The 14,390-nt window shown below is 58.9% G+C and carries 13 protein-coding genes; 8 read left to right on the top strand and 5 right to left on the bottom strand.

Annotated elements, in window-relative coordinates:
• Positions 1-63 precede the first annotated feature (63 nt).
• On the top strand, positions 64-1,485 hold the full coding sequence (pdxR, locus tag B9Z01_RS21315; RefSeq protein WP_338047397.1) for a MocR-like pyridoxine biosynthesis transcription factor PdxR: 1,422 nt from the start codon (positions 64-66) through the stop codon (positions 1,483-1,485).
• Positions 1,486-1,569: 84 nt separating this feature from the next.
• On the opposite strand, the gene B9Z01_RS21310 is transcribed toward pdxR, so the two are convergent.
• The 3 genes from B9Z01_RS21310 to B9Z01_RS21300 form a co-directional block, all read right to left on the bottom strand.
• Positions 1,570-2,721, bottom strand: coding sequence for a branched-chain amino acid ABC transporter substrate-binding protein (locus B9Z01_RS21310; RefSeq protein WP_085486699.1), 1,152 nt, complete (start codon positions 2,719-2,721; stop codon positions 1,570-1,572).
• Between the two features lie 144 nt (positions 2,722-2,865).
• On the bottom strand, positions 2,866-4,095 hold the full coding sequence (locus B9Z01_RS21305) for an NAD(P)/FAD-dependent oxidoreductase (protein ID WP_085486697.1): 1,230 nt from the start codon (positions 4,093-4,095) through the stop codon (positions 2,866-2,868).
• The gene (locus B9Z01_RS21300) at positions 4,095-5,540 is read right to left on the bottom strand and encodes an amino acid permease (protein WP_085486695.1); all 1,446 of its coding nucleotides are present in this window, start codon (positions 5,538-5,540) and stop codon (positions 4,095-4,097) included. The genes B9Z01_RS21305 and B9Z01_RS21300 overlap by 1 nt, the downstream gene beginning before the upstream one ends.
• Positions 5,541-5,833: 293 nt before the next feature.
• Between B9Z01_RS21300 and B9Z01_RS21295 the strand changes: the two genes are divergently transcribed.
• The 3 genes from B9Z01_RS21295 (at position 5,834) to B9Z01_RS21285 (ending at position 9,276) form a co-directional block, all read left to right on the top strand.
• Entirely contained in the window at positions 5,834-7,237 is a 1,404-nt protein-coding gene (locus tag B9Z01_RS21295; RefSeq protein WP_085486693.1) for an aminotransferase-like domain-containing protein, read from the top strand.
• 415 nt (positions 7,238-7,652) lie between these two features.
• The gene (locus B9Z01_RS21290) at positions 7,653-8,345 is read left to right on the top strand and encodes a phosphatase PAP2 family protein (protein ID WP_085486691.1); all 693 of its coding nucleotides are present in this window, start codon (positions 7,653-7,655) and stop codon (positions 8,343-8,345) included.
• A 226-nt stretch (positions 8,346-8,571) separates the two neighbouring features.
• A complete protein-coding gene (locus B9Z01_RS21285; protein ID WP_085486689.1) occupies positions 8,572-9,276 on the top strand; it encodes an SDR family NAD(P)-dependent oxidoreductase in 705 nt (234 codons plus the stop codon).
• Between the two features lie 7 nt (positions 9,277-9,283).
• Here the strand turns inward: B9Z01_RS21285 and B9Z01_RS21280 are convergent, their stop codons facing one another.
• Entirely contained in the window at positions 9,284-10,105 is an 822-nt protein-coding gene (locus B9Z01_RS21280; RefSeq protein WP_085486687.1) for an META and DUF4377 domain-containing protein, read from the bottom strand.
• A gap of 484 nt (positions 10,106-10,589) precedes the next feature.
• On the opposite strand from B9Z01_RS21280, the gene B9Z01_RS21275 reads away from it, so the two are divergent.
• The 4 genes from B9Z01_RS21275 (at position 10,590) to B9Z01_RS21260 (ending at position 13,328) form a co-directional block, all read left to right on the top strand.
• Positions 10,590-11,627 carry a hypothetical protein gene (locus B9Z01_RS21275; protein WP_085486685.1) on the top strand — a complete coding sequence of 346 codons (1,038 nt, stop codon included), beginning with the start codon at positions 10,590-10,592 and terminating at the stop codon, positions 11,625-11,627.
• Positions 11,602-12,192 (top strand): hypothetical protein, encoded by a 591-nt coding sequence (locus B9Z01_RS21270; protein ID WP_244196112.1) that lies wholly within the window; start codon positions 11,602-11,604, stop codon positions 12,190-12,192. The genes B9Z01_RS21275 and B9Z01_RS21270 overlap by 26 nt, the downstream gene beginning before the upstream one ends.
• Before the next feature lie 105 nt (positions 12,193-12,297).
• Positions 12,298-12,672: a hypothetical protein gene (locus B9Z01_RS21265; protein ID WP_085486681.1), complete on the top strand. Its 375-nt coding sequence runs from the start codon at positions 12,298-12,300 to the stop codon at positions 12,670-12,672.
• A gap of 53 nt (positions 12,673-12,725) precedes the next feature.
• Positions 12,726-13,328: a hypothetical protein gene (locus tag B9Z01_RS21260; protein WP_244196111.1), complete on the top strand. Its 603-nt coding sequence runs from the start codon at positions 12,726-12,728 to the stop codon at positions 13,326-13,328.
• A gap of 93 nt (positions 13,329-13,421) precedes the next feature.
• Here the strand turns inward: B9Z01_RS21260 and B9Z01_RS21255 are convergent, their stop codons facing one another.
• Complete coding sequence (locus tag B9Z01_RS21255; RefSeq protein ID WP_085486679.1) at positions 13,422-14,294, bottom strand: AraC family transcriptional regulator; 873 nt, start codon at positions 14,292-14,294, stop codon at positions 13,422-13,424.
• Positions 14,295-14,390 lie beyond the last annotated feature (96 nt).

The following is a 14,390-nucleotide window of genomic DNA, read 5'->3' as shown; positions in this document are numbered from 1 at the left end:
TAGGGCCCTTGCATTGTGTCTGCGCGCTGGGCCACGAGTAAGAACCAGGAATGAACATTTTTTATGTACCATGAACGCATGACCCAGCCGCTGCAAATACATCTCGATCGGTCGGCGAAAACGCCATTGGCCGAGCAGATCCGCAACGCAATCGGCACCGCGATAGAGCGCGGCGTGCTTGCGCCGGGCGCGCGTCTGCCATCATGGCTGGACCTCGCGGCGCAACTCGGCGTCGCCCGTGGCACGGTGCGCCTCGCCTACGACAGGCTTGCCGACGCTCAACTCATCATTGCTTCCCGGGCGGCCGGAACCCGGGTGGCGGATCGGCCGCCCGCTCCCGTTCAGGTGGAGGAACGGCCTGATCCGGGCTCGTTCATGGAGATGTACGAGGAACTCACCGCCGGGCCGGCCATGTTCCAGATGGGTGTGCCCGCACAGGAAACGCTACCCGCCAAACTGTTCACAAAAGTCCGCTCATTCGCTTTGCGCGCGGAATCGAGCGCTTCGGTCGTGTATCCCGATCCTCGGGGCGAACTGGCACTGCGGCGCGAAATAGCGGCCTATCTCGCCATTGCGCGCGGCATCGTGTGCTCGCCCGCCCAGATCGTCATTACGAGCGGATTTAGCGCCGGGCTCGGACTGACGCTACGCGTACTGGGCCTCGAGGGTAAAAGAGCCTGGGTGGAGAACCCGGGTTTTCCGTTCACTCGACACGGGTTGGAACTCGCGAATATGTCGCTTGCGCCGATACCGGTAGATGCGGAAGGGCTCGATATCGATTACGGCTTCCAGCATGAGCCGAATGCCGATCTGGTTGTCGTCACCCCCGGGCAGCAGGCACCGCTCGGTCCTACGCTCTCGCTCACGAGGCGTTTGCGCCTTCTCGACTGGGCTGCAAAAGAGGGCGTCTGGGTCATTGAAGACGACTACCTGAGCGAGCTGCAACTGACGGCACGCGCCGCACCGGCGCTCGCGTCGCTCGATCGCGGCCAGCGCGTCATTCATATTGGTTCGTTTAGCAAAACGATCAGTCCCGCACTGCGATTGGGATTCGTTGTCGCTCCCTTGCCGCTCGTATCCCGGTTCGCGGAAGTGGCAGCGTGCCTCGCTCCGGCACCTTGGCTGTCTGTGCAACTCGCGACGGCGCAGTTCATGCACGACGGACACTACATGCGCCATCTTCGACGCATGAAGCGCCTTTATGCCGCTCAACGCGCCGCATTACTCCAATGCCTCGAGCAGCGTGCTTTCGAGACGACGACTGCCGGTTTGTCCGTACTCGTGCGGTTGCCCGACGGCGTCTCGGACATTTCCGTTGCGAGAGCATTGTTAGCGTTCGGATTGGGTCCCGCATCGCTGTCACCCTGGTATACGTCGCCGGAATCTGCGAGATCAGGGCTTCTGCTGAGTGTCGCGACCTCGCCGGAGAGAAGCCTCGCCAGATCCTGCGACCGGCTGTATGAGGTGATAAGGAGTTATGTGTGAGCCCGGCCACGCGCACTATTTCCCCTGCCCCGCCCGCACCTTGCGCGCAGGCTGAGCGAGGCAAGAGCCGCGTGCCAGCGGCGGCTACGCGCCGCTGCCCCCCACGGTTCTCAGGCTTTTCCATTGCCCCTGCTGAACCTGAAACAACGTGTACGGCGGTTTGATCAGGTCACCATACGGATCGAAGCTGATCTTGCCGGTCACACCGATGACCGTCACTTTCGGCAGGCTCTCGACGATCTTCGTGCGATCGAGCGAATTCGCGTCGTGAATCGCCTTGATCATCGCGAGCGCCGCGTCATACGCAAACGGCGCGTACAGTTCGACATTCTGATTGAAACGTGCCTTGTAACGCTGACCGAACGCCTGCGCGGCAGGCAATTTATCGAGCGCCGGGCCGGGCTCCAGGTCCTGCGTGCCGTCACCCGCCGTGCCCGCGATCTGCAGAAACGCATTGCTCTTGAGCGCGCCCGCACCGAACAACTGCGCAGGCATGCCCAGCGAGCGCATCTGCTTGACCAGCATCGCGCCCTGTTCATCCAGCCCGCCGAAGAAAATCAGGTCGACGTTCTTGCTTTTCAGCGTCGTCAGAATTGCGCGGAAATCGACGGCTTTGTCGTTGGTGAACTCGCGATCCACCACGTTGCCATTCGCTTCCTTCACGCCTTTTTCAAAGGCATCCGCGAGACCTTGTCCGAATGCGGTGCGATCGTCGATGATGCCGATGCGCTTCGCCTTCATCTGCTCGACCACGAAATGGCCCGCCACCACGCCGCCGACACCGTCGTGCCCCATCGTGCGAAACACGTTCTTGAAGCCCTGTTTGGTCAGTTGCGGATTGGTCGACCCAGGCGTAATCATCGCGACATTCGCCTGATGGTAGACAGCCGAGGCCGGAATGCTGCACCCCGAGTTGTAGTGGCCGATTACGCCCACCACGCCGTCGTCGACCAGTTTCTGCGCGACCTGTATCGCCACGCGCGGGTCGGCCTGATCGTCCTGCACATCGAGCACGAATTTGACCGGCTTGCCGTTCACCGTCGGATGCCTCGCGTTTTCTTCGTCGAGCGCCAACTGCGCGCCGTACTGCAAGTCCTTGCCGACGCGTGCCACCGGACCCGTCAACGGTCCGACAAAACCAATCTTGACCTCTTCCGGGTCGGCCGCCCAGGAAGACTGTATTTGCGCACCGAGTGCGCAAACGGCCAGACTCAAAAGCCAATAGCGGCGATTCATGATGTGCTCCTTCCGGGATGTCATGTCGCGCTCGTTGTGTCGAACAGCCGGTTCGATGCGCGACGCCTCGAAGCCGCCCTGCAGTGCTTGCTACGAATCCTGAAACCGCTGCCGGCAAAAATCCACAAAAAGCCCCGGCGAAATCTAGAAACGCGTGGCCGCATACGGCGCGAGATCGAGCGGCGGTGCACGCTTCGCAACCAGGTCGGCGACGATGCGCCCGCTCACGCCGGCCAGCGTCAGCCCGAGATGCTGATGGCCGAACGCATAAATCACCCGTTCGCTCGCGCTCGAACGTCCGAGCACGGGCACGCCGTCCGGCAAGGTCGGGCGAAAACCTAGCCAACTGTTGTCGGGTTTGTCGAGCGCGGGCAACGCGCGCTTCGATGAAAACGTCAGCAGGTCGATCAGCGAGGCGTTGCGCGCATTGCCGAACCCGGCCAGTTCGACGGTGCCGGCGACGCGAATGCCGTCGCTCATCGGTGTCATGTAAAAACCCCGCTCCGCCCAGCCGACCGGCCGCGATATCAGTTGCTGTGCGCCCGGATAGCGCACGTGATAACCACGCTCGGTATCGAGCGGCACCGCGTCGCCGCATTGCGTGGCGAATTGCGCGGAACGCGCGCCGGTGGCGATCACCACATGGCTGAAACGCTGCGCGGCCCCGTCGACCATCACGCTTGCCCCGTCCGCCGACGGCTGCACCGCGCTCACCGTGGAGCGCTGAAGCGACAGCCCTTGCGCCGCGAGCTGTTCATACAGTTTCTGCAGGAAACCGGGCGGATCGGAGAAGTGCCAACTGTCGCTGAACAGCACACCTCGCTCGAAGATCGGCGCGAGCGACGGTTCGAGTGCGCGAATGTCGCCACCCGTTAGCACGTCGAACGAAACACCCAGCTTCCTGCGCAGATCGAGTGCGGGACTCGCGGCATCGAAGGAAGCGGTATTCGAATACAGATAAAGGCACTCGCGCGCGCGGACGAAACGCGCCAGTTCCGGGTCCGCCAGCAACGGCGCGTAACCGTCCTGCGCGCGTCCGAGTAACGCGGCAAGCGCGCCGGCGCTCGCTTCATAACGACGCGGCAGCGAGCTCATCATGAAGCGCGCGAGCCACGGCGTGAGATGCGGCAGATAGCCCCAGCGCAGCCTGAACGGACTGTCACCCGACAACAGGAAACGCGGCAGATCGCGGAACACCGACGGGTTGTTCACGGGAATACAAGCGTAGTGCGCGAACGTCCCGGCGTTGCCGAACGACGCGCCCTGCCCGACGCCCGAGGGATCGAATAGCGTGACACGATGACCGTCGCGCATGAGCGACGCAGCGCTCGCGAGGCCGATGAATCCCGCTCCGATGATGGCGATATCCGACATTACTCGCGCCCTTCCATCGCTTGCTGGCCGATCGGCGATACATAGCCGGTGGCGGTTCCATCACCGTGCTGGTGGCGCTTCGTCATCAGCAGGTAAGCCGCCGAGGCCACCGCGAGACTCGCGAGGCTCGCCATCAGCTGCGGCCGCAGTTCCGCATCGGCGCCCATTGCGAGCAGCACGCCGACAATCGCCACCACCACCGCATACGACAGCCACGGAAACAGCCACATCTTCAGCGTCAGCCGTTCCGGCTCGGTGGCTTCGATGCGCCGGCGAATGCGGATCTGCGCCAGCGCCGTCGCGAGATAAACGAACAGCATCACCGCGCCGGACGCGTTCACGAGAAACAGGAACACTCCCCGCGGCGACACGATGGCCGCAATGATCGCGACGTAGCCGACCACGCTGCTCAACAGTACCGCGAGCCGCGGGACTTTGTGTGGCGTCAGCTTCAGCAGCGACTTCGGCGCGTCGTCGCGCTCGGCGAGCCGGAACAGAATCCGCGACGACACATACAAACCCGAATTCAGCGCGGACAGCACGGCGACCAGTACGATCGCGTTCATGATGTCGGCGGCGCCGGGAATCCGCATGGTTTCGAGTGCGGCGACGAACGGCGAATGGCCGGTGACGATGCTGCCCCACGGCACGATGCACGCAATCAGGAACATCGAGCCGACGTAGAACGTAATGATCCGCAGGATCACCGAGCGCGTCATGGCCGCGACGCTTTTGCCCGGATCATCCGATTCGGCCGCGGCGATCGTCGCGATTTCCGCGCCGCCGACCGCGAAAATCACCGTCGGCACCGCCGCGAAAATGGACATCGCGCCGAACGGCATGAAGCCATGATCACCCGTCAGATTCGCCAGCGCACTGCCGGTATGGCCGAAACCGAACACATAGGCCGCGCCGATTGCGATGAACACGATGATCGCGGCGACCTTGATCGACGCGAACCAGAACTCGAATTCACCGTACGACTTCACCGACAGCAGATTGATCAGCGTCAGCGCCGACAGCAGCACGAGACCGATCACCCATACCGGCGCGGGAATCCAGCGTTGCAGGATCGCCGCGCCCGCCACCGCTTCGACCGCGACGACGATCACCCAGAAATACCAGTAGAGCCAGCCGCTGGTGAAACCGGCCCAGTTACCGAGGCCGATGCGCGCGTATTCGGTGAACGAGCCGATGCCCGGCACCGCCAGCGCCATTTCGCCGAGCATCCGCATCACCATCAACACGACGATCCCGGCCACCAGATAGGACACGCAGGCGGCCGGACCGACCGTTGTAAGCGTCGCGCTGCTGCCGACAAAAAGACCCGCGCCGATGATGCCGCCGAGCGCGATCATCGTGACGTGCCGCTGCCGTAGGGCGGCGCCCAGCTTCGGCGCGGCGTTGGATTCGGCATTGGATGCAGAGGATTGTGGAGCACTCATCGTCAACTCCTGCTAACGGATTCGGGACACTGCCGGGCGGCGTCTTCGACCTGCGCCACCAGACAAACTCTTGCACCTAGAATCACACAACATTTTTTTGTGTGCAATTAAAACGCACATTGTGTGGCTTTAGCATTTTCCCTGGGTGGTGCCTGGCGCGCTCCTTGCCGCTTGGCCCAAACCCTGTGAATGGCTTGCCGAAGAGCGTTGCAGCAGGGCTTCTCTGGTATAGAATCGGCAAAACTCCGCACAATCGCGGACAAAGCTGGTTTTGTATGGAGATGCGTGATCTTATGGCTTCTGCTAAAGACACAGCCCGCCCCACCAACGGCGCGCCGGACCAGGCGAAGCGGTCCACCTATATCGAGGTGTCGAGTTCGATCGAGCGCGAGATCCGCAGCGGCATTTATCCGCCGGGCAGCCGGCTTCCGCCGCAACGGCAACTGGCGACCGAACTCGGCATCAACGTGTCGACGGTGTCGCGCGCGTACAAGGAATTGCAGCTGCGCGGGCTGGTGATCGGCAGCAAGCGGCGCGGCTCGCTGGTCACGGGCGGTGCGATGCCGAGTGTCGAACCGGTGCATCCCGCGACCAATGCGGCGATCGATCTGACCGTGAACCGGCCCGCTACCGGCGAATTTCTGAGCTGCCTCGCGCGCACGCTGGCGGAATTACCGCGCGATCCGCGTTATGCGGAGGTGCAGGAATATCAGCTGCCGCAAGGACCGTCATGGGCGCGCGCCGCCGGCGCGCGCTGGATGGCCGCGCCGGGCTTCACGCCGGCGCCCGAGCATGTGGTCGTGACGAGCGGCGCGCAGCACGGCCTATACGCGGTGCTGAACAGCCTGATCGGCACCGAGGGAGTGATCCTCGCCGATCGACTCACCTACTACGGCCTGAAAGCGCTCGCGCCGGTCTTTCAGTTCGAGATCGTCGGCATTCCAAGCGACCGGGACGGCCTGTTGACCGACGAGGTTGAACTCGCGTGCCGCCGTATGCCGGTGAAGGCAATTTTCACGGTGCCGAATCTGCAGAATCCGACCGTGACGACGATGAGTCTCGCGCGCCGGATGGCGCTCGCCGATATTGCGCGCCGGCATCGGGTAACGATCATCGAGGACGATGTTTATGGGCCGCTGGTCTCGCAGCGTCTGCCGACGCTCGCGAGTCTGTGCCCCGAGTTGACGTTCCATATCGCAGCGACCTCGAAAATCCTCGCACCCGGCTTGCGGTTGGGTTATCTGCTGAGCCCCCCGGACAGCTCGGCACTGTGCGCGGAAGCCGTGCGAACCACAGCATGGATGCCCGCGCCGATGTCGATGCTGATCGCCTCGATCTGGATCGAGGACGGCACCGCGCGTCACATCATGGATGCGCAGCTCACCGAGATTCGGGCACGCCAGGATCTCGCTCGCGAGTTGCTGCCGCAGGAGTTGCTGCAGACCGATCCCGCATGCATGTTCGTGTGGCTCAAGTTGCCGCAACCCTGGCGCGCCGATGATTTTGCCGCTAATGCGAAGGCACGCGGCGTGGTGGTAATGCCTTCGTCGGCTTTTGCCGTGGACCGCTCGGAGATCGAGCATGGTGTGCGGATCAACCTCGCCTGCGCGACAAGCCGCGATCAGTTGGTGAGCGCGCTACGGCTGCTGACCGGGACGCTCAAAGACCGTCCGAGAGCGCTATTCGGGACGATCTGATGCGACGAGGCCTGTAATTTGTGAAAGGCGGCGCTGAGTCGAGTGATGGCCGCTCGCCACTTCCGTGTGAATGGCACTAAGTGGCCGCACAGCGCCTCATTTAAGGCTTATTCGATATCTGCCCTCATTCATAGATCGGCGAGCGCGCACTGCCGTGTGTGTGCAGGCGTTGAACTGAGCGATTCTAAGCTGTGCTCACATTTCGTCAGCCAAGCTCGCCGGCCCCACTCATGCATCCGAAGCCACAACCGATCAGCAGGAAACCCTCTGCTGAATGCATCGAATCGTTACATAAAGATACAGACGTCACCGATGTATCGCGCGAATAATGCATATCGACCACAAGATGCCGACTGAAACCTGCACGCACAACTAGCACCGTTGCTGATCGGTCGTGCAGGAACAGCGATAATCCATGCAAAGCTTCGACACGAATATCGAGACATTTTTTGCGCACTTGCACCTTGGGACCTTCTCCAACCTCGTTCTGAGAGCCTTTACGGAGATGTACACGTTCAGAGGGTTGGTGCTGATCCTGGTCTTATGGTGGATTTGGTTCGAACCCGCTGAGCGTCGGGAATGGCGGCGCGAAATAGTAATCGCGACTTTTGTAAGCGGCTTGTTGGCGCTCGCTGCGGGAAGGCTGCTCGCCGCATTCCTGCCGTTTCGCGAGCGGCCCGCGTTCAATCATGATTTGAATCTGCACTTTGCAGCGAGTTCGCTAAACGACGCCATGCTGTCGCGATGGAGTTCGTTTCCGAGCGACCATGCGATGCTGTGGATGGCAATCGCAACAGGCATCTTCATCGTCTGGCGCACGGGTGGCGTGCTCGCTTTTCTCTATACCGCCGTCGTCATTTGCATACCGCGAGCTTATTTCGGCTTTCACTACCCGACGGATCTGATCGCCGGGGCCGCGATCGGCGTTGTCATCGCCATTCTTCTGACGCGCACTCCGATCAGAATCCGCTATGCAACGCCAACCTTGCATTGGATCGAACGCTACCCAGGGCTGTCTTCCGTGCTGGCATTCGTTCTTTCTTTTGAACTCGTGACCCAGTTCGACGAACTACGGAGACTGGCGAGCGCCGCATCGAAATTCCTGTGAGACGCTGGAGCAGCCGCGAAATTCTTTCTGTTCGTTTTGCATGCCGAACTATCTAGCGGAAAATAGTTTCGACCAGAATTTGCGCAGCAACCGGCTCGGCCGCGCAAATGTGCAACCAGGAAAAGTTGCCGGAATGATGCCGATGTGACGGTAATAGAGAACGATGTTCGTGCTCATCCGTACATTCGTGTAGAGCTTCATGCAGGACTTTCACAGGGTGCCAGCCATGCAAGACTCATCTGCGCAAAAAACAGTTCTCCTCATCGGTGCATCTCGCGGCCTCGGCTTCGCCATGGCCGAGGAATACCTCGCGCGCGGCTGGCGAGTGATTGCCACCGGCAGAGAGGGCTCTGTCGAAAAACTTCGTCAGGTCGCGAAAACCTCGGGTGGAGCATTTGAAGTCGAAACGGTCGACATCACGATGCCAGAACAGGTCGCCGCTTTGCGCGGCCGTCTTGAAGGACGACACGTGGATCTGCTTTTCGTGAATGCAGGCGTCAAGAATGACGATCGCGAAACGATTGCTGATGTTTCGACCGACGAATTCGTGCGTGTCATGGTGACGAACTCGTTGAGTCCGATGAGAGTCATCGAGACGCTCGTGGATCTCGTACAGCCGCGAGGAACGATCGGCGTCATGTCGTCCGGCCAGGGCAGCGTCACGAACAATGAAAACGGAAACTACGAGGTTTACCGGGGCAGCAAAGCCGCGCTCAACATGTTCATGCGCAGCTTTGCCGCACGCCACCGGGACGACGCGAGAACCCTGTTACTGATGGCGCCCGGATGGGTGCGAACGGACATGGGCGGCCCTGAAGCGCGTCTGAGTATCGAAGAAAGCATTCCGAATCTGATCGACACAATCAGCGCTTACGAAGGCCGCTCCGGTTTGCATTATCTGGACTACCTCGGAAGAGTCGTTCCGTGGTGAGCACCCCTCATTGCCCGACCTTTTCCGATTCGACCACGAGGTCCAGCACGTATGCGACCGACGACCCATCGGCGGGCGGGTTCTTGACGGTATAGCGCTTCACGCGCAGCACGTTGCGGATGCCCGGCGTGTGCGTATAGCCCTCGATATCCTGGTTCAGCGGTTGCCATTCGCCAGGCGTACCGGTAGCCAGACCATGTTCGTCGAAGTGACGTTCGCGCACCAGCAAACATTGCTTGCCCGGAATCAGCGGATGGTTGCACGGCACGGTCTGCGCGGCCACCTCGAGGAACGCCGTTGTACCGGGGCCGCCAAAACGCGTCTCGGCAGTGGGTACGCCGGTAAAGCTCAACGTGTCGCCGCTATCGGTGACCAGTTGCAGGCTCGGCGCATTGCCGCGGGCCAGCAGGTTCACGCTGACGCTGCCGCGCAGGCGCCGCGCAATGGCATCGTCGAGCGCGGTGAGGCTGGGGTCGGGGCAGGCCATCATCGTGCTCACCATCGGGCCGATCTGCATACGTCCTTTATTGATGCTGTAGCCAGCGCCCATGTTGTTGCAGCTATTGACCACGTTGAGCCGGTTAGCGCTGAAATCCAGTTGCACCGGCTGGTCCGGTCTGACGAACAGCGCGTCGATGCGCGTGCCTTTGCTGTCGATCGCGTTATTGAGTTGCCAGTGGTACTGGCTGAGGAGGCCCGCGCCGCTCGTCGGCGCCGCGCTGGCGGTGGCCGTGGTGGACGCAGCCGATGACGAAGCCGGGCTCGTCGCATCAGGTGTGTGCGCGCAAGCGGCAAGGGCAAGCGGCAGCAATAGCGTGCGGTATTTCACGTCGTTACCTCCGTTAGTTTGATGGATGTTCCTGGCGGCTGGCCGCGTTAAAGGCGGACGGATTGGAAAATCAAGTCGCTCACACGAATCCAGGAAACCGGTGAATGGTACGACCCGGCGGCACTGCGCTGGGGTCCCTCACTGGTTTCGTCTTGACGGTATGCGTCGACTCGATGTTCGACAGGATAACGCAGATGGGTTGTATATCCACAGATGCCGGGCTCTTTTGCTGACGGAATTGCGGCCGTGCCGAGATAACAAAGCGGTCATATCCGTCAGCAGATTTTTAAATCTCCGGATTCCGAATTGAATTTTTTAAGCAATGGCCGGTATCTGATACGCATCAGTGTACGTCGTCGAAGATGGGGTGATAGTTAGGAAAGTTTAAGTTTTGTGAAGACACATCCGCGAATTGCTCCACGGTTACCTGTGAACTGCTACGATCTGCGCTTCGTCTGCAACAGGAATAAACAGTGGATTCCTAATGATTTTCAGCCACATGATTTTCCGCACAGAGGAAAAGCGGAAATTCTCCTTTGACCTCTGGTGGGACTGGGGCAACAAGCAATTCACACGCGAGGAACAGGATGATGTAAAGGAAGTATTGAAGGTTGCGCATGAGGACTTCGTGAGATGGGCGAGGCATGCATCGTGGACTTCGAGTAATTCGGACATGCATAGCCTGCGGCATCTTTTGAGGCGCACTGACTATACGTTGCGTATCAATATGATGAGCGATCGTGAGGTCGTTCGGGCGATATCCGAGAAACTCGAAAGTGGCGAGTTGATTTTTGTTCCGTCAAGAGTAGAGGTTAGGTGGTACATCGAGGAAGTGCGAAGGAAGCGTAGCCTGGTGACGAAAATGGGTGAGGCCGTGATGTTGGATGAGCGCACTCGTGCTCTCTCCGTCTCGCGGGCTGGCACAGCCGACCGTAATGTCTCGCACGGCCCGGCGGCACCCTCCCCTGTGGCTGATTTTGTGGCTAACGAAGTGGGAGAAGATGTTGGCCGGCTTGTCGGCAAGTCACCCGGTTTGCAGGCTGATTTGAAGAAACTGGAGGATGCTGGTTGGCAAATCGAGTATGGTGGGGTGGGCAACGGCTCCGAAACTGATCGCTTACATAAAATCATTAAGCTCGACAGCAACTTCCAAAACAATCCCCTGACGCTTACGGAAATCCTGTCCCATGAAGTTGGACATGCGGCATATCCGTACGAGCCGGATTACTCATCAAAAACTGCTTACGTGAACGGAACACTGGGAGACGAGGCAGCGGCGACAATGAGCAACATCCGAACAGAGCGTGAAGTCCTTGAACACGGCGGACCAGACATTGGTGTACTTGGCGTCAACCATGCTGCCTACAATCGGGTCTACGACCAATTCATAAAGGACGGCAATACTACTGCCTGCCGGGAGGCAATCGGATTGGCCTTTGGCAATGAAATCACCTCGAACACAGGACAGACTTACGCCGACTACTACGGAACCTGGTATGAAAAGTCTTACCCGTCCAGATAATCTCTTTCGGACACTCGCAATACTCAGTCTGGCAATTGGACTCGCCGGATGCGGAAAAACGGCTGGAGAATATAGAAGGGATTCGCAAATGATGCAACCATCCATGACGTTATGGCAGGCTGTCGATGCACTAGCGCAGCAAATTCCATTCACGAGGGGCAATGTTGAAAGCGTGCTTTCGACTCATCTTGTGGAAAAAGATACCAGCAAGAACCCCATTCAGAACACCACATTCAAGTTCTATACGAGCGGACCTGTCAGGCTGTCAGATGGCGTGGTAATCAGCAACGTGGATTTGCGTGTCAGGTATAAAGCAGGACATCCCGGCTTCCTCGTGCTTAACCTCGAGGGTAGTTGTATTGGAATCGAGCAGGTACGTTCGCACTACAGTGACCTCAAATTAACATATCCCCCTCGTCCAGACTCGAAGGATGCCTTCACTGGATACTCGACCTTTCCATCGTGGGGAAAGTTGTCATTTAGTTTTCTGGAGAAAAACCCAGGTTGTCTTTCATCCTTGGTCTTTGATCCCAAGCCAGTCGAAGCAGATAATGCAACAAAGTGATAGAAATCTCCCTTTGACTAACACCGGAGACGCTTGCCCCAGAGTTGAAAAAGTCGAAGCCGACACACCAAAATTGGCTTCGATACTTCCATAGGACAAGGCTTCATGACAATCGCAAACACACTGGAACAATTCGGCAGTTTCCATGACTGGTACATCGACATGCTCGCTACCAGCAAAGAAGGCAACGCCAGTACACCAAATACACTAACGCTCGGATTACACGATCAAAACCGACGAGCTATCTTGACCTTTCGGGGAGTGACGCGCGCAAGCATCGTTGACGGTGGCTTGCTAAATATCGTCAATGCAATTGAGGTATTGAAGCCTGACAACGAGGCATATCCCACCGCAATGGCGATGCTGAAAAAATCGGCGCATTTCGGAAAGCACCATACCGAATACGTTGTGTACGTCTTCTCAACAGTTGGACTGGAGATTGCCGTTGAATTCGACGAACTCAGCGTGGAGTCCGTCTGAGTCCAACGCTGCACGTGGCGTTGCGTAACCGCGGTAGGAAACTCACTTTCTGAATGAAAACTGGCATCGTTAACTTCATCCGCCCCGGCAATCTGCTCAAGACACTTGCAGCGCTTGGTCTGGCAGCATGGCTCGTTGGATGTGCTCAAGCTGTTGAACCACTCCGAACGAATTCACAGAGGACGCAACCATCGATAACGCTGTGGCAAGCTATTGATGTCTTAGCGCAGCAGATTCCATTTAGCAGGAGCGATGTCGAAAACGTGCTTTCGACCCACCTTGTCGAGAAAGATACCAGCCGAAGCCCTATTCAGAACACGGCATTCCAATTCTACACAGGTGGTCCGATCAAATTGTCCGATGACGTCGTAATCAGCAACGTGGATTTACGTATCCGGAACAGGGCAACGCATCCCGGCTTTCTCGTGCTCAATCTCGATGGAAGTTGCATTACTCTCGACATGGTGCGGGCGCATTACAGCAACCTCAAAGTTACAGATCGTCCGCGCGGTAGGTCGCTCGATGAAGTCACGTCACATACAACGGCACTTCAATGGGGGGAACTGTCTTTCAGTTTCAAGGAACGCAATCCGAATTGTCTTTCCTCCTTGGCTTTTGATCCCAAGTCAGTCGAAACAGACAATGTAGCGAAGTAATAGAAATTTCTCTTGGAGTAGCACCGGATCTGCTTGCCTGAAATTCGGAAAAAGTCGAAGCCGACACGCCAAAATCGGCTTCGATACTTCCCCTCACACCAACGGAACATAAATATCCGTCTGCCACTGATCCAACGCCGTCTCCGGATAAACACTCAAGTACTGGAAAAACAGCGGATGATCCCGCAGTTCTTCCCCGCTCGAAGGAAGCCAGTCGCGATAAATCGGATAGATCGTCTCGCTAATGTGGTCCGTCGAACCCGTATGCCGAACCACCGCGCACCGGCCGCCAGGAATGAGAAGTTCGCGCACGCCATGGACGTTCGATGCAACCGGCTCGTCAATCTCTCCACAGATATCGAAGCGGAATTCCTCCGCCGGAGTCGTATCCGGGTTATTGCGCGGGATGCCGAAGGTCTTGCTCGACGACACCGGAGATTGTCCGCTTTGCATACGCCACTCGATGAACCTGCGCACACTCTCGTTGACAAGTCCAGGCGGACCGCAATGTTCGAGCGCGGCAACGCGGGTTTCAGAAAAATCGACGATTTGCACTTGCATGGTCAGTTTCCTCGAAAGATAGGGGACAACGAAATTCGCACCCCAGATCTGCCATTTCGGATGCCGCCGAAACGCGCTCGGCGATGCGCCGAACGCACGCTTGAACGCGCGACTGAAGGCTTCGGGACTGTCGAAGCCCGCGTCGAGCGCGGCATCGAGCACCGAGCAGGACGCTTGCGAAGCCAGGCTGCGGGCCGCTCGACGCAAGCGCAGCAGTTGCACGTAGCGAGCGACCGGCACGCCGACATACGCGGCAAACTGTCGATGGAAATGAAACTTCGAGAAGTTTGCGATGCGGCTCAGCGCATCGACGGATAGATCGCCTTCGAGGTTCGCGTCGATATAGGCGAGTACGGCGTCGAAGCGCTTCGTATAGGCGGTGGTGGCGTCGGTGTGAGCTTGCATGGTCTGGATTGTGCGGGTTCCTGTATGGTCGCCGAGGTGGGGCACATCATACCTAGCCGCTCTTGCTCGATCGTCGATCGGCGGCGCTGCCGAGCC

Source organism: Paraburkholderia susongensis, from assembly GCF_900177725.1.
Taxonomy (GTDB): domain Bacteria; phylum Pseudomonadota; class Gammaproteobacteria; order Burkholderiales; family Burkholderiaceae; genus Paraburkholderia; species Paraburkholderia susongensis.
The sequence above is the reverse complement of the archived record's forward strand: the minus strand, read 5'-3'. Positions and strand labels throughout refer to the sequence as shown.